Below are 18,193 nucleotides of genomic sequence, written 5' to 3'. Positions count from 1 at the left end.
TTATGATATGCTAATTTTTTACCCAATTTAAACTAAATGAATATCTTGAAGCTATGTCGCTCATAAAATCCGGTAATCCGTAGAGCAACACAAGCTTAAATATTTTACAAATATTCGACCCAGTCATGTCCTTCCGGAAATTGCCGTTTTAAAGAAGATTTCAGCCATGCTTTTTCTTGTTGCAGAAGTGACGGCAGTATTGTTTTGAAATCATTATAATCCTTCTCCCGTACTTTCGATCCGCCCGCTTTATGGAGAAGTTGGATTTCGGGTCTCAAATAAGGTATACCTTCAGCTGTTTTCAAAATAATTTCAGTCATTGATCTTCTAATTGATTTATCTCTCTTATAAATCCAAAAATTTTCTTCTGTATCAATGATCATAAGTTGAAAAGCCCAAGGCGACTCGTCGCTCTTACTAACCCATACATCATTTGTCGAATTCAAATACTCTCTGTCTTCCCAAAGACTAAGCTTGCCATCCTCAGCCCTGTATAAGATCCAATCACGATTTAAATACTGATAAGCGGTTAATTGCTCTTTACGAGTAATAATAACATCAATATCACTATGCTCTCTAGTTTGTTCACCTAAATGCAAGTCTATTGCCCAGCCCCCGGCAATACACCAACGTACCGGAATGACAGAAAATATTTCATTTATTTCCGACACAGTTAGTGGCATCCAATTACTTATATCTGCCCTCAAATCCATCCCTCCCATTACAGTTCACTGTGCTTTCTAATCGCATGTTTTTTAAGAGGCCATCTAGATGGCCTCTCTGCGTGTGGTGTCAGCTACGTTGGTATTACCCCTACTTATAAGATAGCTTCCTTTTCTAGCTTCCCGTATAACACATCGGCTATTTCTGCAACTGTTCAATAGTTAATTCCTCTAAATTTAGCACATTTTCCTCCATCTTATACGAAATTAAGTAAATTAATCTTTCCTGCTTCCTCGCTATTTAGTATTTAATCTGATATCCCAGAATCCATCAATGATTATGTTACAGGTGGTGAATGTGGAGCGAGTAATTGAACCCATTCCCTTGTCCCTATTGGTTTTTGTCCTTTAGGAACAAGGTGTTGTAACGCTGGCATATCACGTAAATGATCAACCTCTAGAAAGTTGCCTTTTCAAAATTAAATAGCGAAGAGCCAAAAATTACGATGATCGGCACCGTTGCATGGAATGTCATTCTCATTTAAATTGGTGCCGTATTAGGTGAATCATGGACAAGCATTATTTATTTAAAAAGGTCAACCTGCAATCCCATTCCAGGTTGACCTCATTCGAAACTGCTTATTGGGACTTGGTAACACTATTCGCTTTGCTATGATTGGATTTCGGCAATAACAGCGTCGCTAACACACATACTATTGCTAACCCAGAAACACGATAAAAACATCATGGATACTGGAAACTAGAATATCCCGCAATTGTGAAAGCATCGAAGGGGGAAGCTGATCGGTGCCTGATGCGTTGATCAATCTGTTCATTTGATTGATATCCCCGCTTTCCAAGTTTTCGGTCGCCATGTGATGAACAATCCGGGAGTTAAAGTAGCTGCCGAACACAGAAGCTCCCAACATTTGTCCTAACGAGCGAAAAAGCGAATTGGTCGCTGTTGCCACTCCGCTTAAGGAAGAATCGACTGCGGATTGAACGACAACGGTATACAAGGTCACGGTGATGCCAAAACTAATGCCGAGAAATGCGGAAATCAAGTAAAAGCCATACGAACTGCTCGTTAATTGCATCGCTGCCAGCCACGATCCGCATAGAATCAGGATCATATTTCCTGTGAATGAGGTTACTCTTATCCCTTGTTGCACAAGCATTTTCCCGCATAGGTAGGAACCGAATGCCCAGAAAATCGCTAGGGGAGCAAGCATTAGTCCCGCTTCCATTGCTCCCGTTCCCAATCCTCCTTGGAACCACATCGGCATATACACTAACGTTCCCATCATGATCGCATTCACGAGAAATTGAATGAAGTTGGCTGACAAGATTTTAAGCTCCCGAAACATGTACAAGGGTAAGATCGGTTCCTTTGCTTTCGTTTCTATCCATAAAAATAACACCATCAACACGACAAAAGCGGCCATACACCAAAGGACCGGCCCCGATAGCCAATGCCCCTCTCCCCCCTTCTGAACAGCATATAATAAAGATAGCATGCTTAAGGAGAAGGTAAGGATGCCCAAATAATCAATTGTTTTTTTGCTTTTCTCAATCTTCTCTTGTAGAAACATCACCATGAGAAGGATGGCCGCCAGACCAAAGGGAATATTGAAAAAGAAAATCCAATGCCAGGAGACATAATCGACGAAGAAACCGCCGAGCAGAGGCCCAATCACACCCGATCCTCCCCAAACGAAAGCCGTAAGCCCAATCATCTGAGCCCGTTTATCTTCTGCGGGATAAATATCCGCAATGATAGTCTGTGTGACCGGCAAAATAGCACCAGCACCGATTCCTTGAATAAGCCGGAATGCAATCAATTGCTCCATCGTTTGGGCTAGACCGCACAGGGCAGAACCGATCAAGAAAATAGCAGCGCCAACGGCGAAAATAAGCTTCCTTCCGTACAAATCGGACAGCTTGCCGAATATTAATACAGTAACGGTAGAGGCCAGCAAATAAACCGTAAATACCCCATTCATAAGCTCAATCCCTTGAAGGGAACCTACAATTTTAGGCATGGCCGTTGTAACAATCGATGACTCTGCAGCCGCTAAAAAAGTAGCGACAAAGATGGAAATCATAACCATCGATCGATTCATGTTCATAATAATAAGAATCCTCCTTTATTTGGTTTAGCATGTATAGCTTGCAAATAAAGGGGGGCACTTGTTTATACATAAGAATATCAACATAACGTTCATCACTACCTAACATCGACATTACGATATGAACTGGGCGAGTTGCTCACAGAAAAGTTTTCCTTCCAGAGTGATTAATTTCAATTTTTTTAATATTTATGTTTAAATGATATCTTTAATAACTAGAATTTGTCAATAAATAAAACTGCCCATATTTATGTACGCTAAATGAATGATTTTCCATTATGAAACGAGGCCTTACAAGCGGAATCTACTCATGGACATTCGAGTGCGGGATCCAAATTAAACGACCACCTCTGCTAGCAGGTAGTCGTTTAAAAGGAAGGAAGAGGTCCTTATAATTTTTGACCATTCATTCTGAAAATGTTATTCTTTTAAAAGAAAGGGGGAAAAGGCACATGGCACGACATAAAGAATTTGATAAAGCAAAGGTTCTTAGTAAAGCAATGGAATTCTTTTGGTATCGGGGCTATGAGGGTACTTCCCTTCAAGAACTACTGAAACATTTGGGAATCGCTAAGCAAAGTATGTATGATACCTATGGAAATAAACACGACTTATTTCTAGCCTCTTTAAAACATTATGCCGATCAGAAGATAACTTTTCTAAATGATGCACTTGAAAGATATGACTCACCAAAGAAATCCATAAAGGCTGTTTTTTACGATTTAGTAAAATTTCTCATTGATGAAGAACGAAAAAAAGGATGCTTTATGATAAATACGGCAGTAGAATTGGCGCCGCATGATCAGGAAATTTCAAGATTGATTGAAACGAATATGGAACATGAAGTGTCCGCATTTTATCAAGCATTAATCCGCGCACAAAAAGAAGGTGAATTAAGTGAGCGGCACGATGATATTATGGCACTTGCCCGATTCCTGAACCAAGCTCGATATAGTTTGTTTATTGCCTCTAAATCTACTTCCAATCCCGTTGTTTTAAATGATATTGTTAAAATTACACTCTCGATCTTAGACTAACCTATTGCCGACCCTTTTCTTTTTATGATTTTTTTGGACCGATCAGTCTATAATAGCTGTTTTTACTGAATTATTTACGATTATATTAGACCGAAAGGTCAAAAAAGGAGAGATATTGTGGAGAACAACAAAAGGATTGATTCCAAAACAAATCTGGGCATTTGGATGCTTGCTATAGGAATGTTTGTTGTTGGGACAGTTGAGTTAGTTTTTGCTGGAGTTTTGAAACTGATATCAGTTGACCTCGGAGTTTCGGTCACAGCTACAGGACAACTCGTGACGATTTATGCTGTTATTTACGCAATAGGTACACCTGTTCTTATCTTGTTAACCTCCCACATAGAGAGGAAAAAGCTGTTATTACTCTCGTTATTCGTTTTTATCCTCAGTAACGTCATTGCAGCCATTAGTCCAAATTATATCTTTCTTATGATCTCAAGAATTATTGCTGCAATTAGTGCCGGGATATTTAGCGTGTCTTCTATTGCATTTGCTGCCAAACTAGTCCCTCCCGCAAAAGCAGGGAAAGCAATCGGGACAACGGTTATGGGATTTAGCTCTTCATTGGTTTTAGGGGTACCTTTAGGAACAGTTGTAGGAGAAGCATTTGGATGGAGAATGACGTTCACTTTTGTGGCGCTTGTTACTCTTCTTCCTGTGTTAGGAATTTGGCTATTTACTCAGAAAGTAAAAGGAGAGGATCCAGTACCGCTAAAAACACAGTTTTCTATCTTACGAAAACCCATAATGGTTACGGGTCAATTGGTAAGTGCGTTCGTATTTATTGGCCAATTTTCTCTGTATACGTATTTCACACCCTTCTTGCATCATCTGGCTGGTTTTAATATGGAAGAAATTACAATCGCATTCTTTGTTTTAGGCATATTTGGTATTCTAGGAAGTTATATAGGTGGTTATAGCGTAGATAAGTGGGGTGTCAAGAAGACGTTATTTGTAACGATAGGTAGTAGGACACTTACATTGTTTTTACTTCCGCTGGTTGGGGAACATCCTATTTTTTTATTTCTGATCATGATGGCATGGAGTGCTTCTGGCTGGGCGACGACTCCCGCGAATCAAACATATCTTAGATCTTTGGCTCCAAAATTAGCGGATATGATTATTGCGGTTAATACATCTTTCATGCAATTAGGTATTGCCTTAGGATCAGCAATGGGAGGATTAATCATTAGCAATCATTATTCCTATACCTCACTAAGTTGGTTTGCAGGGTTTATTACCTTGGTTGGTTTATTTTCTTTTTTTCTCTCCATTTCCCTTTCAAATAGGCAAGGTAATATCCAATAGGATGTTTAAATTTTTATGCCCAACTAGCTATGTTTAGTTGGGATTTTTTTATAGCTTACTAGGTTTTTTTTAAATTGCTGATATTTTTGGCATTTTGTAAAAACGCTTGTTGATGGTTATGAAAGGGGAAATCGTCACCCGCCTTTGCAGTTGCGAAGGGAGATGAATGCATGGAACCTAATCGTACCCAATGGCAAATACGCTGTGCTTTTAACGGCTTTTGCAAACGAGTATTGAAGAATGAAACAATCAATATTTATAATGAAATGCGGCAACGACAATCAAAGGAAATGACGTTTTCTGACCTCACACTACAAGAGGAAAATCAACTCTATACCATAGATAATTATTATGAGGGTGAAACACAAGATTTTCAAGTGAGAGGAAAGAGAATTACACCAAAACTCCTTGCTGAAGCCATGCATACTTTGCCAGACGAAAAGCGTATCGCCGTCCTACTATACTATTTCTTTAATATGTCTGACGTGGAAATAGGTCAACTACTCGATATTCCACGCAGCACCGTACAGTATAGAAGGACAAGCTCTTTTGAACTATTAAAACGGTTTTTGGAGGGGCGTGCAGATGAATGGGATGATTAATACAAATACGGAAAATAGCGAGCGTGGCTTGTTGCCGTATCCAATCATTTTAGCTGCAAACAAGGGTGAAGCCGAAGCAATGAAGGTAGTTGTTCTGCATTATGAAAACTATATGACAAGCTTGTCCATGTGTAAGATCCGGGATGAGCATGGAAACACCTATTGGGGCATCAACGAAGATACACGTGATCGCTTGCGGACAAAGCTTATGCAGTCTGTTTTAGCTTTCAAGATTTAAATTAAGAATAGTTGGGTTTTCCCTTTCATTAATCATATGTTGTTCTTTGACAAAGAAAGCACGGAAGATAACGCCGTGCAGTATATAACAAAAAATCAGATACGTTCTACTGATGATGAGCCACCTGATTCTTGCGCCATGACTTTTGTAAGAAACGAGCGATAATCTATGAGTCTAATGCAATCGTGGTGGATTGCTGGCGATAACCCATCAGTTAGGATAATGATACTCCCCTATCGTCGTGGTTCGAGCGTTCAAAGCGTCACAAGCTATGAGTAGGGCTGGAAGAAATACTTGCAGGGGTGAAATTCCCGTGGAGCTGTACCAACAGCCGTCTGATTTTTTAAAGAGTTTTTGAAATAGCTAGCTAGATTTGTGAATCGTTGTCTCATAGATATGTATTCCTCTATTGCCGATGAAGGAGGGGCATATATTAATGAAGGAACTGATTACAAAGGATGATTTAATTCAGCTTGGATATCCCAAATATACTTCCATACGAATTATTAGACAAGCAAAGCAAATGATGGTACAACAAGGGTATCCATTTTATAATAATAAACGCTTAGGGCGTGTACCAAAAATGACAGTCGAGTCGATTCTAGGTTGTGAACTAGAATTGGAGGAAAACTAGTCATGGCTAGGACAAAATATAAAGGTGTACATGTAGACAAAGCGGGACAATTTTATTATGAGACTGAACTCGGTACAGACCGCATTACTGGTAAACGTCGTGCTTTCCACTCTTTTAAAATTTGGATGGTATCATCGTCTAAAGAGATAATGCGTTTACCATCTTCTGTTTTTGTATAATTTTTACGTGTCCAAGTGGTTTTATTCTTAATATACAAGGAATGATGGATGCGTAGTCGTTTATTTTTAAAATCGACATCTTCCCACCATAATGCGGTTCCCTCATTCATTCACGCATACTCCTGTCATGAAATACGTCCACAACATTACAAAACATAAATGTTCATAAAAATTATCTACATAAATCTTAGAAATGACCTTCTCAAACGGCTTCTTGAATCCAATCTATAAGTCGCACTCTCGACATTTATAACGCTGGGTTTTATATAAATTCCAACACGTTTAGCGTGCATTGGTAGGTCGAAAAATAACTGCTTCTTTTTACCGTGCTTATATAAGTTTGCAACAGTACCACATTTTGGGCAGTAGGAGGGAGGCGGTAAAATGGTCTCAACTAAGAATCTATAATCAAATTCACTCTCATCCATATCAATAATTTTAAAATTTGGTAGGTTAAGCATATTAGATGTCATTATTTCATTTTCCTTTTGCAACATATTTTAAGACAATAAACAAAAACAGCATTACTTCTTGATTAGAGTAATGCTGTTTTTGTGTTCAGTCCTCAACTTTTACACGTTTGATAAAGAATGCTAAAACTAATCCAATAATCGACACCACCATTGCAAAAATAAAAGCATTTTGTACTCCTGATGTGAGAGAAACCACTATATTTTCAGGTTTTGTCGGGTCGGTGATGCCAGATAAATAATTTTGTTGTCCCATTGTCATCATTGTTGCAGCTGTAGCCGTTCCAATGGCACCTGCCACTTGCTGCATTGTATTTATTATTGCAGAACCATGTGGATATAGCTCTGTATCCAATTGATTTAATCCATTAGTTTGCACTGGCATCATAACCATTGAGGTTCCAAGCATCAAACACATATACTGTGTGATTATTACTTCAACAGATGTGCTCGATTCAACATTGGAGAAAATCCAAAGTACAACAAAGGCTATGAAAAAACCAGAAATCACTAACCATCTTGGACCAAATCGATCAAATAATCGACCAGTGATAGGTGACATAATCCCATTCAAGATTCCACCAGGAAGTAAAATTAGCCCTGCCACCAAAGCGGTGTAGCCCATACCGTCTTGAAGATAAATAGGTAGAAGAAGATTAGCTGTTAAAATAATAATCGTATTAACTACCACAGTCAGAGTACCTAATGCAAACATCGGCTGTTTGAAAGCCTTCAAATTGACAATAGGGGATTTAATGGAGAACTGTCTAATAGAGAATAGTAATAATGATAAAATACCAATGATTATAGTCACTATGGCAATTGATGTACCTTCTGTTTGCCCTACACCACTAAAACCATATACTATTCCCCCAAACCCAACTGTAGATAGAAGAATAGACAATAAATCGATTTTTGGCTTGGTTATTGTAGAAACATTTTGCATATAGAACACACTACACAACAGGGCACTTACATAGAAGGGAATTGCTAACCAAAATAACCAATGTTAACTTAGGGTTTCAACCACCAGCCCAGAAATTGCAGGACCAAGTGCAAGGGATGTCATCATTACTAATCCTATTAACCCCATAGCCGTCCCCCTCTTTTTGGGAGGAATAATTACTAAAACAACATTATACATTAATGGAAGGAGTATTCCTGTACCAATAGCTTGAAGCATTCTCCCTATTAATAACAAACTAAAATTTGGAGCAAGTGCAGCACTTATTGAACCTAAAATAGAAAATACTACTGAAGTTATAAATAGCTTTCTTGTTGAAAACCATTGGATTAAAAGTGCCGAAATAGGTACTAAAACGCCAATGGTTAAAAGGTAGCCAGTTGTTAACCACTGAACGGTAGATGCATTTATTTGAAACACCTGCTGTAAATCACTAAAAGCCATATTTAAGGCTGTTTCGAAAAATAAACCTATAAATCCCGCCAGCAACAAAGATATCATAATAGGAATCACACTAAATTGCTTGTCATTTCTTTGTACTTCCATATAACCCCACCTTACAAAGGATAAAAATAATCATATTTATACATTTCTTACTTGCTTTTCAAGGTATTCATTTGTAAAAGCCCCATATGAATGATGTCATGCCATTCACCATTTCTAAATAGACTTTGTCTACTATTTCCTTCCTCCTGAAAACCGATTTTAGTGTACAAACGAATAGCTCTATCATTAAATGAAAATACTTTAAGGGAAACTCGATGGAGGTTCATTTCATAAAAAACATAATCCAACAGTAATTTCAAACCCTCTGAACCATAGCCTTTTCCCCAATATTCCTTTTCCCCGATATCAATAATACATTCAGCATTTCTATTTTTATAATCAATGTTGATTAATGATACAATGCCAATTGGAAATTCATTTCCTTTTTCAATCATAATGTAGCTTTTGGCTGTATGAGACCCCAAAATAACATTATCTACAAATTCTTCAGTTGCTTCCATCGGATAAACATCTAAAGATGGGTTGGTGGAATGCATAACTTCCATATCATTTCTCCACTTGTGATAAAGTTCTGTATCTTCCTTTGTCATCTTTCTTAATCTCACTCTTGATGATTCAAACAACATAACGATCACTCCTTATTTTGCGGATATTGGATTAATTAATTTTTCTAAAGAGAAAAGTAAGACGGATAATTGACTCTTTACTTTTGTTTGTTCATGTCCCAATTGATACGTGTCCAACATTAAACCGTTTATAAATGATATGAGATACCTCGCAATAGAACGAATAGGTTGTTGAGGTCTAAATTCTCCTTTACGCATACCTTCGTTTAATACTTCTTCTATAGCTTTAGTAGTTCGATTGTAGCGTTCAGAAACGTAAGGAAAATTATCTTTATTGTTTGCGTAATTAGATGATAAAAAGAATTCCGCCTTTGCATAGAGCAGTGTTTGCTCAATTGCCTCAATATAAAATTGCTGTGCTTCAACCCATTTTTTTAATTGTGGCCATAGTGGACCTTCATCAAATGGTACAAAATATTGAATGTCTTTTTGGTCATCATATTTTAAGACTTCGATAAAAACGTGATCAATATTATCGAAGTAACTATAAAATGCACCTCTGGATATTCCAGCTTTGTCCATAATATCTTGCATAGATGTGCGAACAAATCCTTTCTCGATAAACACCTTCTTGGCTGCTTCTATCAATTCTCTTTTTCTCTCTTTTTTATATTCTTCGCTAACTTTTGGTGCCATAAAGCCACCTTCATAATGATTGACAAAGGGTATGCAATAAACTATACACTTATGTCGTTTTATATTATAGATTATACCGACACAAGTGTATAGTTTAAACCCTTTATATTAATATTTTTGTTTTTTAGTTATGTAAATTATCTTGTAAATATGGGACGACCAGTCATAAAAAATCCACATTCTAATGAGAAAGAATGTGGTTAAGTTAGCAATTCATTAGGGTTAATGTAATAATTTCACCAGAAAACCCCGCAAATAATTTCTACTCCCAAAAATATTATGTTTCAGTAAATATATTTTTCTACATGATAATCCGAATTAGTGCTTTATGATCATTAATTAAATAAAAATAAGTTTCCAGACTAAAATCCGATTACCCGAATAATTTACACACTTTAGTTGGTAAGCCCAAAAAATATACTTTACAGGTTTTCTATCTCCATATTTTATGGTCAACCATTTATGGTCGGTCATACCAACTATTTTTGGGTTCATGTGATTAAACACTACTAGTTCCTTTTAACAATCTTTTCATCCCAAAAAAAGACAACGATTTCCGTCTGTTCCCTGGAAGAAAAACCCCCGGAATAATGGCACACGCGGTAAATCCGATTGTTCACCAGAAAGTATAATTGAACGCATTGGCCCGTGATGCAACATCGAGTATTGGTCCATGAATCAATTGACTCTGTAAGTTGGCGGCAAGCACTGCAGTTCCAAATGCTCCACCTACTTGTTGAGCAATCCGCGTAATACTGATGCCATGAGAAACCTGTTCTTCCGGCATACCTTTATAAGCGGCATCTACAACAGGAATAAGCACTGCTCCAAATTCTACTCCCAACCTATGCTCGCATGAGAAAATAGACGTTTAAATCTGTTTCTTTCCATAAGGTGGGTTCGGGACACCAGTACCTGATTTTTCAATTGAAGTTGATGATCTTGAAAAATGCACTAGCTCGTATAAAAGAAACAGGATTTCCAATTCATTATGGATCAGCTAAGGAACCATAGGGTGTTCGGCGATTTTATGTAAGGGGTTCAATCGAATCCATTTGTAAATTAATGAAGTGCAATTTGAAATCTTCTAATTCCTAAGTGTAGATAACCAATTATCTTGAAAGTAAATGGTTATTTTTTTATTGACTAAATGTTCATTCAAAGATAAAATGTTGATAAACTTGAATTTTATGGGGGGATTTTAATGGATTTGTACTATGAGATTAATGGTGCTGGACATCCAGTTGTTATGATCCATGGTGGAGGTACTGATTTGCGGGAATGGAATTACTTGGCACCTCTACTGGCTAAGCATTATCAAGTAATTTCTGTTGATGGTCGAGGTGTTGGTCAATCACCAACTCCGAAAGACCAAGTTAACTATGTGGAAGATATGCGGTTTTTTATAGATGAGCTTGAGCTTGATAAGCCAACCATCATCGGTCATTCCATTGGTGGGCAAATTGCAACTGAATTCGCTTTAACTTATCCGAAAAAAGTCACAAACCTTGTTTTAATTGCTCCTGCTTTATCAGGATTTCAAGGTTACACAGAATATGAGCAAATAATGCAAAAGGTGATGGGGGCTGCCCCGGATGTGGAGAAGATGGTAGATTTGATGCTGCATTCTCCAATGTATCAAGTCGTTATTCATAGTCCGCAAAGAAATCTTGCCACGCAAATGCTTCAAGATCAGTTTCAACGAGTGTTGGGTGGACCTGCTTTTGAAATGATATGGCCCAATCCTCCTGCCATCGACCGATTAGAAGAGTTGACAGCCAAAACATTATTTATTATTGGCGAAAAGGATTTACCTGAAAATTTTCTTGCTCTTGAACACTTTAGAAAAATTCCAAATATCAATTTTATTGAAATACCAAATGCTGATCATATCTTGACCCTGACACATTCTGAAGCGTTAGATCAGGCAATCACTGCTTTTATGGAGGAATGAAGTTAAAATGCCACGTACACCAGAAGAGAATAATCGTATTCGCCAAGCATCCAAAGAAAAAATTAGAGCTGCGGCTATGGAGTTATTTATGAAGCAGGGATATTACGCTACTTCTATAAGCGATATAGCTAAACAAGGGGGGATTTCGAAAGGTTTGCTCTATAACTATTACAAAGGAAAAGAAGAGCTGCTTGCTGAAATGGTAGAGACAAGAATCAGAGAAGTGGTTGAAGTCATGGAAGAAGCAACCACTTTAGAGACTGCTAGTGAACAGCTTGAATATATAGTCAATGGCGCCATTGATAACATTTATCAAAATCCGAAAGTTCATCGGTTCTATCTTCATTTGCAAACTCAGCCAGAAGCTGATGAAGAGTTGATAAAATACAGTTATCTCATTATTGAAGAAAATGCCAGGCAATTTGAGTTTCAATGTGAAATATTTGAAAGAATGGGAATAAATGAGCCGAGGAAACGGTCGCTATATTTTTCGTCCGTGCTTCAAGGCAGCATGCTGATGATATCTACCTATCCGCAGAAGTTTCCCATTGAAGAGATAAAAGCACAAATTATTCATGAATTTTGCAGATCATCTAATGTATTTAGATAAGGAACCTTAACAGTTCGATTAATGGTCCAATTGATGTTCCTGAGTCAAATGAAATGTGTACACACCATTTCGGTGAATGTCAGTCTGTTTCAATGTGAAAACTGTGGAGGAGAAATGAATTCAACGTACTATAAAGGAATTCATCGGCAGGAAACTTTCAGATGTAAATGGAGGAACAATCATGATAAAAGTCAATAAGGTTCATTACAGTTATGATTCAACCAAAATACTAAATGGCTTGAATTTGTTGGAGAGTGATCCAATCATTCTTGGACTTTGGGGGCGAAATGGCACGGGGAAAACAACCTTAATGAAGCTGTTAGCTGGCCATTTAAAACCTGATCAAGGTGAAATAACTCTATTTGGATTTAATCCATATAATCGTAATCAAACATCTGATCATTTATGTTATATGCAAGAGGAACATCCATTCAGTGTGATTTGGAAGGTAAAAGATGCGTTACGCTTTAGCGATTATTACAATCCAAATTTCGATATGAATTTTGCAAAAGAACTGTTAACTGATTTTAATTTACATGAAAACAAACATGTAACCAAACTCTCCAAAGGTTTGAAATCCGCATTGCAATTTATTATTCAGCTGCGAAAGAGTATCAAAAGAAGATATATGCCGAAGGCATTCCAACAACGATGTTTGGGGTTCAAGATGTTCAAAAAGAGTACGAACGATTAGTGAAACTTGAAGTGAAGTTTACCATGGAACCGACAGAAATGGGGGAAGTCATAATGGCTGTCTTCGACGATACATGCGGCAATCTTATTCAGATCGCTCAGCAGAACTCATGACGAAAATGTGATGCATGAGAAGTTGTGAAAGCAGCTTTTTATTATCAGAAAAAATATTTATAGAATAGAGGTGCAATGTATGGGGGTAGAAATTTATCAATTAAGTAAGTCATTTGGGGAAACGAAAGCTGTTAAAAATCTTAGCTTCTCTTTGAAAAAGGGGGAGGTACTCGGACTTCTTGGAAGAAACGGAGCGGGCAAGACAACTACAATTAAAATGTTGCTATGCTTATTATCACCAGATCAAGGGGAAATGACGTGGGAGGGAAAAAGGCTTGATCAGGCAAATGTCTCAATCGGCTATCTTCCTGAAGAAAGGGGACTTTATCCGAAAACGAAGATTGTCACACAACTTCGTTATTTTGGTGAGCTTGAAGGTATGAGCCGCAAACAAGTTGATGAGGCAATTGATCATTGGCTTGAAAAACTTGAAATAACCGAATATAAAACAAAAAAAGCAAATGAATTATCAAAAGGAAACCAGCAAAAAATTCAATTAATCGCAACATTGTTACACGATCCGGAATTGATTATTTTAGACGAACCATTCAGTGGTTTAGACCCAGTAAATGCCAATCTGTTATCCTTGATCATTGAAGAGCAAATAAAAGCAGGAAAAACCGTCATTCTGTCGAGTCATCGAATGGAGCAAATTGAAAGCTTTTGCGAGCATATTTGTTTAATGAGAAAAGGAGAAGCGATCGTTAAAGGGAGATTGGATCAAATTAAACAAGATTACGGCTTCCGTAATTTAACGATTTCGAACAGTGAAGCTGTTGAAGCTGCACTTCATGATTGGAAAATACCTTTTGAAAAAGGACAAGCGGACATCGTCGTGAAAGTGACGGATGATAAAGAAGCGATTCAACTTCTCAACCGATTCGACGAACGCTCGATCCCCATTCGCAATTTCAGGATGTTAGAGCCGACATTAAATGAAATCTTTATTGAAAAGGTGGGATAATATGGGGAAATTTATGACCGTTTTTAAGTTTCATTTGAAAGAAGGATTGACTTCGAAGTCATTTATCTTCGGTAATCTAATTACAATTGTAATTGTACTTGGGATTTTTGGCTTTAGTCATTTTTCGTCGAACGGGTCAAAGGATGAAGTCGCATTCATTAATCCAACGTCCTACAAAACAAATATCGATCAACTAAATAAAGGCCTGAATTCGGTAAAACTGTTTTTACAAGAAGAAGGCGATCTGGCGCAATTAAAGAAACAAGTTAGAGACGGGGAGATCGATGGCATTATCAAAATGAAAGAAAAGAACGGTTTACCCGCATTGACGTACACGTATAAATCTTTTGCTGATCAAGAGCTAGTGGCCATCCTAACTCAAAAAATCCAACAAGTAGGGATCAATAAAACAATTGCGGATTCGAACGTTAACCCGGAGGTTGCGGCTAAACTGGTAACACCAGTTCCAGTAGAAAACAAAGCATTAAAAGATACGACTGGAACAGTGGGGATCGTTTATATTTTCGTTATCCTAATGTATATGTTAATCCTCGGTCAAGGTCAAATGATTGCAAATACCATTACTGCCGAAAAGGCATCGCGTGTTATGGAAATCATGATACCGAAAGTAAAGCCGATCTATATGATGTATGGAAAAATTCTTGTACAGTTAGTCACGGGATTAGTGCAAATTGTTATCATGCTTCTAGGCTTTCTTGCAAGTTACTCCTTAGGTTGGATTGGTGGGAAACAATTTTCATTTTTCGGCTTTGATATTGATCTAAGCAACTTAACTGGAATCGTGGTTGCTTCCTTTATCATTTATTTTATTCTCGGCTATCTATTATATGCGATTGGGTATGCAGCAGTCGGTGCTGTTGTTAGCCGAACGGAAGACTTAGGTTCAGTTTCTTTCCCGATTATTATGTGCATCATGGTGGCTTTTTTTATCGGAATAAGCTCCATCTTTAACCCTGCATCAACACTTGTTGTTGTTAGCTCCTATATCCCAATTACATCACCGATTGTGACATTTTCAAGAATCGTATCCGGCGAAGCGGGCTATGCGGAGATGGGCATTACCATCGTCATTCTTCTAGCTAGCATTGCAATCATTAACCACTTAGCAAGTAGAATTTACGTGAACGGCGTCATGAATTACAACGGAAAAGTGAAATTTAAAGATGTTATTCAAATGGCACAAAAACATTAAAATAAGCCATTTTACTAGTCTAAAATATATTAATCTGTTAAATGAAAAGAATATTCAAATCAGCATGGATGGAAAGGGTCGTGCACTGGATAATATCATTATCGAACGTTTTTGGCGAAACATAAAGTACGAGGTGTACTTAAAAGAATACGAGACTCCAAGGGAAACAAGGAAAAATATAAGGGACTATATAGATTTTTACAATCACAAACGTCCCCATCAGTCATTAAACTATAAAACACCAGTATCTATTTATTTCGGGTAGGTGGATCGCCGGTTGTCCACCACCATTGACCTTGCTTTTGTCCGTGTTGTGAAACGTAAAGCAGGATGGCTAAAAATAAAGCCTAGAGGCTCACCCTGCATTTGATGGTAACACGGACAAATTGATTCTAAGTATTCGCTGATGTGGCCCCGCCCACTTCCATCGCCTGCTAAGAATCGGGCGCGGCGGTCAATGGCAAGTAGCTGTCGCTAAGGCTGGCTCTAACATCGAAAAAGTGGTTCCCATTTTCAGTGAGGCAAGTACTCGCTTTAACCGTGAAAGGGCAAAGACACAATCTATTAACCTACCTTATTTTTAAAAAAGTATTGTCTTGACATTGGGGTCGACTTTAGTATTTGAAATAGCATCTATGCAAGTTTAAGAAGTAATATGATTATTAAGTGGAGAAAAGGAAATGGGGAGAAGCTATTGACTATACGAATTTTAAATGAGTCTGATGCTCAGTTATACCAAGAATTACGTTTAAGTGCATTAAAAATCAACCCTGAAGCATTTGGCTCAACTTATGAGAGAGAGGCTAAATTCACTCTTGAAACTGTAGCAGAACGATTAAAACCAAACGATAACAAATTTGTCTTGGGTGCTTTTGAGGATAGAAATTTATTAGTGGGAATTGTGACTTTTGTGCGTGAAAGTAGTCTTAAAACTGCTCACAAAGGGAATGTTTTCGGAATGTTTGTGAAGCCAGAAATGCGAGGACAAGGATTAGGGAAGTTGCTCCTGCTTGAACTGTTAAAAAAGGCAAAAGATTGCATCGGCTTGGAACAAATTAATTTAACAGTGATATCCAATAATGAGCCTGCAAAGAATCTATACAGATCCATAGGATTCCAAAATTACGGAGTAGAAAAGAATGCTTTAAAAGATAACGGGAAGTATTTTGACGAAGATTTAATGGTTTTAAAAATTTAATTTTAATCTAGCGGAGGGTGTTATTTTGACAAAAATAATGGAAGCTCATATTTTGAAGGTTTCCTTTGAATTTTACACTTTATTAACATTAAAGTTTAACAAAATCTAAAAAAAGGTGAGTGATGATTTGATATCTAAACCGAGTAAGATAAATACACTCTTTATTTTAATGGTTTGTGTGTTTATCGCCACGGCTGCATTTGGATTGATTATCCCGATATTACCGGCCTTTATGGATAAATTCAATACAAACGGACAAATGATGGGGTTACTAGTTGCGACATACGGCATCATTCAACTGTTTTTATCTCCAGTTGCTGGACGTTTTGCTGATCGCTATGGTCGAAAAAGAATCATTGTGATGGGTTTAATTTGTCTTACTTTATCTCAATTGTTTTTTGCTTTTTCTGTTCATTTTTGGGTGCTGTTTTTGGGAAGGTTTCTCACGGGTATCGCAGTCTCACTTTTAATTCCCGGTGCGATGGCGTGCATTATTGATATAACGACAGAAGAAGAACGGACTAAGGGCCTGAGTTTCCTTAATGCGTCCATCTCATTTGGTTTTGTCATTGGACCTGGAATTGGCGGTTTTTTGACAGCGTATGGTTTATCTGTTCCTTTTTATTTTGCGGCTGTTCTCTCCTTTGTTGCCTTTTTACTGTCATTTTTTTTACTACCTGAATCCTTAGAAAAAAAGACACAGATGGCGGAAGCAGAGACTGTTTCAACCAAATCTATGATACAGCAATTATTACGCTCAGTTCAGGTACCTTATGTTGTGCCGTTGATATTGGTCTTTCTTTATAGTGTATCTTTATATATATTTGAAGCAATTTTTGGCTTATTTGTTGACAAACAATTCGGATACACGGCAAAAGATATTGCAATGGTAATCACAATATCAGCATTAGTAAGTGTCATTGTTCAACTGACATTAACGAATAAATTTGTTTCCCTTTTTGGTGAATCGAAGGTTATGAACGGAACAATGATCGCAGGTGGCATAAGTTTTTTATTTCTCTTGTTCACCACACGCTTTTGGAGTATCTTATTGCTGACATGTTTGCTTTACACAGCGACTTCCATCCTGCGTCCAGTTATCAATACAGTGCTATCCAAGTTAGCTGTAAATGAGCAAGGATTTATTGCGGGTATGAATAATGCATATGTAAGCCTAGGGAGTGTAGTCGGTCCTATATTAGGGGGGATTTTATTTGATATTAACACTTATTTCCCTTATATAGTAGGAGTATTAGCCTTTTTATCTGGTACAGTGCTTTTAACATGGAAACATAGATCCCTTGTATCAACAAGATCTAAATCGTGAGAACAAACTATTTAATAATAACTAATGGGAGGATTTCAGTAATCGATTTAATTACTGAACGAATGACAAGTGGAAATCCATTGTTGCAAAACTTATGGCAGAAAATTCAAGTAACCCGATTATATAGA

18 protein-coding genes and 4 pseudogenes are annotated in these 18,193 nt (G+C 37.5%); 14 read left to right on the top strand and 8 right to left on the bottom strand.

Annotated elements, in window-relative coordinates:
- Nucleotides 1-104: 104 nt before the first annotated feature.
- Nucleotides 105-713 (bottom strand): nucleotidyltransferase domain-containing protein, encoded by a 609-nt coding sequence (locus KI375_RS10580; protein WP_306419811.1) that lies wholly within the window; start codon nucleotides 711-713, stop codon nucleotides 105-107.
- Between the two features lie 668 nt (nucleotides 714-1,381).
- Nucleotides 1,382-2,791 (bottom strand): MDR family MFS transporter, encoded by a 1,410-nt coding sequence (locus KI375_RS10575; protein WP_244852528.1) that lies wholly within the window; start codon nucleotides 2,789-2,791, stop codon nucleotides 1,382-1,384.
- 452 nt (nucleotides 2,792-3,243) lie between these two features.
- Here KI375_RS10575 and KI375_RS10570 point away from each other — a divergent pair, with 452 nt between their 5' ends.
- From KI375_RS10570 to KI375_RS10550, 5 genes are all read left to right on the top strand, one after another.
- Entirely contained in the window at nucleotides 3,244-3,828 is a 585-nt protein-coding gene (locus KI375_RS10570) for a TetR/AcrR family transcriptional regulator (protein WP_212973475.1), read from the top strand.
- 117 nt (nucleotides 3,829-3,945) lie between these two features.
- The gene (locus KI375_RS10565; RefSeq protein WP_212973474.1) at nucleotides 3,946-5,136 is read left to right on the top strand and encodes an MFS transporter; all 1,191 of its coding nucleotides are present in this window, start codon (nucleotides 3,946-3,948) and stop codon (nucleotides 5,134-5,136) included.
- Between the two features lie 170 nt (nucleotides 5,137-5,306).
- Nucleotides 5,307-5,738 carry an RNA polymerase sigma factor gene (locus KI375_RS10560; RefSeq protein WP_212973473.1) on the top strand — a complete coding sequence of 144 codons (432 nt, stop codon included), beginning with the start codon at nucleotides 5,307-5,309 and terminating at the stop codon, nucleotides 5,736-5,738.
- On the top strand, nucleotides 5,722-5,976 hold the full coding sequence (locus KI375_RS10555) for a helix-turn-helix domain-containing protein (RefSeq protein WP_212973472.1): 255 nt from the start codon (nucleotides 5,722-5,724) through the stop codon (nucleotides 5,974-5,976). The genes KI375_RS10560 and KI375_RS10555 overlap by 17 nt, the downstream gene beginning before the upstream one ends.
- Before the next feature lie 436 nt (nucleotides 5,977-6,412).
- Entirely contained in the window at nucleotides 6,413-6,610 is a 198-nt protein-coding gene (locus KI375_RS10550) for a DUF3173 domain-containing protein (protein WP_212973471.1), read from the top strand.
- 85 nt (nucleotides 6,611-6,695) lie between these two features.
- On the opposite strand, the pseudogene KI375_RS10545 reads toward KI375_RS10550, so the two are convergent.
- The 6 genes and pseudogenes from KI375_RS10545 to KI375_RS10520 form a co-directional block, all read right to left on the bottom strand.
- Nucleotides 6,696-7,005 (bottom strand): annotated as a pseudogene (locus KI375_RS10545) (site-specific integrase); the annotation flags it as partial.
- Nucleotides 6,966-7,217 (bottom strand): transposase family protein, encoded by a 252-nt coding sequence (locus KI375_RS27940; RefSeq protein ID WP_374706839.1) that lies wholly within the window; start codon nucleotides 7,215-7,217, stop codon nucleotides 6,966-6,968. The pseudogene KI375_RS10545 and the gene KI375_RS27940, both read right to left, overlap by 40 nt.
- A 130-nt stretch (nucleotides 7,218-7,347) precedes the next feature.
- A pseudogene (locus tag KI375_RS10535) lies at nucleotides 7,348-8,769 on the bottom strand (MDR family MFS transporter).
- A 47-nt stretch (nucleotides 8,770-8,816) separates the two neighbouring features.
- Nucleotides 8,817-9,356, bottom strand: coding sequence for a GNAT family N-acetyltransferase (locus KI375_RS10530; RefSeq protein WP_212973469.1), 540 nt, complete (start codon nucleotides 9,354-9,356; stop codon nucleotides 8,817-8,819).
- Between the two features lie 12 nt (nucleotides 9,357-9,368).
- Complete coding sequence (locus KI375_RS10525; RefSeq protein ID WP_212973468.1) at nucleotides 9,369-9,992, bottom strand: TetR/AcrR family transcriptional regulator; 624 nt, start codon at nucleotides 9,990-9,992, stop codon at nucleotides 9,369-9,371.
- Nucleotides 9,993-10,608: 616 nt separating this feature from the next.
- A complete protein-coding gene (locus KI375_RS10520; protein WP_212973467.1) occupies nucleotides 10,609-10,836 on the bottom strand; it encodes a hypothetical protein in 228 nt (75 codons plus the stop codon).
- 360 nt (nucleotides 10,837-11,196) lie between these two features.
- Here KI375_RS10520 and KI375_RS10515 point away from each other — a divergent pair, with 360 nt between their 5' ends.
- From KI375_RS10515 to KI375_RS10480, 9 genes and pseudogenes are all read left to right on the top strand, one after another.
- The gene (locus tag KI375_RS10515) at nucleotides 11,197-11,946 is read left to right on the top strand and encodes an alpha/beta fold hydrolase (RefSeq protein WP_212973466.1); all 750 of its coding nucleotides are present in this window, start codon (nucleotides 11,197-11,199) and stop codon (nucleotides 11,944-11,946) included.
- Nucleotides 11,947-11,953: 7 nt separating this feature from the next.
- A complete protein-coding gene (locus tag KI375_RS10510) occupies nucleotides 11,954-12,556 on the top strand; it encodes a TetR/AcrR family transcriptional regulator (protein WP_212973465.1) in 603 nt (200 codons plus the stop codon).
- A 181-nt stretch (nucleotides 12,557-12,737) separates the two neighbouring features.
- Nucleotides 12,738-13,250, top strand: coding sequence for an ATP-binding cassette domain-containing protein (locus KI375_RS27365; protein ID WP_280528640.1), 513 nt, complete (start codon nucleotides 12,738-12,740; stop codon nucleotides 13,248-13,250).
- Nucleotides 13,151-13,363, top strand: a pseudogene (locus KI375_RS10505) (VOC family protein); the annotation flags it as partial. The gene KI375_RS27365 and the pseudogene KI375_RS10505, both read left to right, overlap by 100 nt.
- A 79-nt stretch (nucleotides 13,364-13,442) precedes the next feature.
- Nucleotides 13,443-14,327 (top strand): ABC transporter ATP-binding protein, encoded by an 885-nt coding sequence (locus tag KI375_RS10500; RefSeq protein WP_212973464.1) that lies wholly within the window; start codon nucleotides 13,443-13,445, stop codon nucleotides 14,325-14,327.
- Between the two features lies 1 nt (nucleotide 14,328).
- Complete coding sequence (locus KI375_RS10495) at nucleotides 14,329-15,540, top strand: ABC transporter permease (protein ID WP_212973463.1); 1,212 nt, start codon at nucleotides 14,329-14,331, stop codon at nucleotides 15,538-15,540.
- A gap of 4 nt (nucleotides 15,541-15,544) precedes the next feature.
- Nucleotides 15,545-15,805: pseudogene (locus KI375_RS10490) on the top strand (transposase); the annotation flags it as partial.
- A gap of 429 nt (nucleotides 15,806-16,234) precedes the next feature.
- Nucleotides 16,235-16,738, top strand: a complete 504-nt coding sequence (locus KI375_RS10485; RefSeq protein ID WP_095260036.1) for a GNAT family N-acetyltransferase — start codon at nucleotides 16,235-16,237, stop codon at nucleotides 16,736-16,738.
- A gap of 127 nt (nucleotides 16,739-16,865) precedes the next feature.
- Complete coding sequence (locus KI375_RS10480) at nucleotides 16,866-18,065, top strand: MFS transporter (RefSeq protein WP_244852526.1); 1,200 nt, start codon at nucleotides 16,866-16,868, stop codon at nucleotides 18,063-18,065.
- Nucleotides 18,066-18,193 lie beyond the last annotated feature (128 nt).

Source organism: Bacillus sp. J14TS2 (genome assembly GCF_018333015.1).
Taxonomy (GTDB): Bacteria; Bacillota; Bacilli; order Bacillales; family Bacillaceae_C; genus Lederbergia.
Note: the sequence above shows the minus strand (reverse complement) of the source record. Positions and strands in the feature narration are given on the sequence as shown.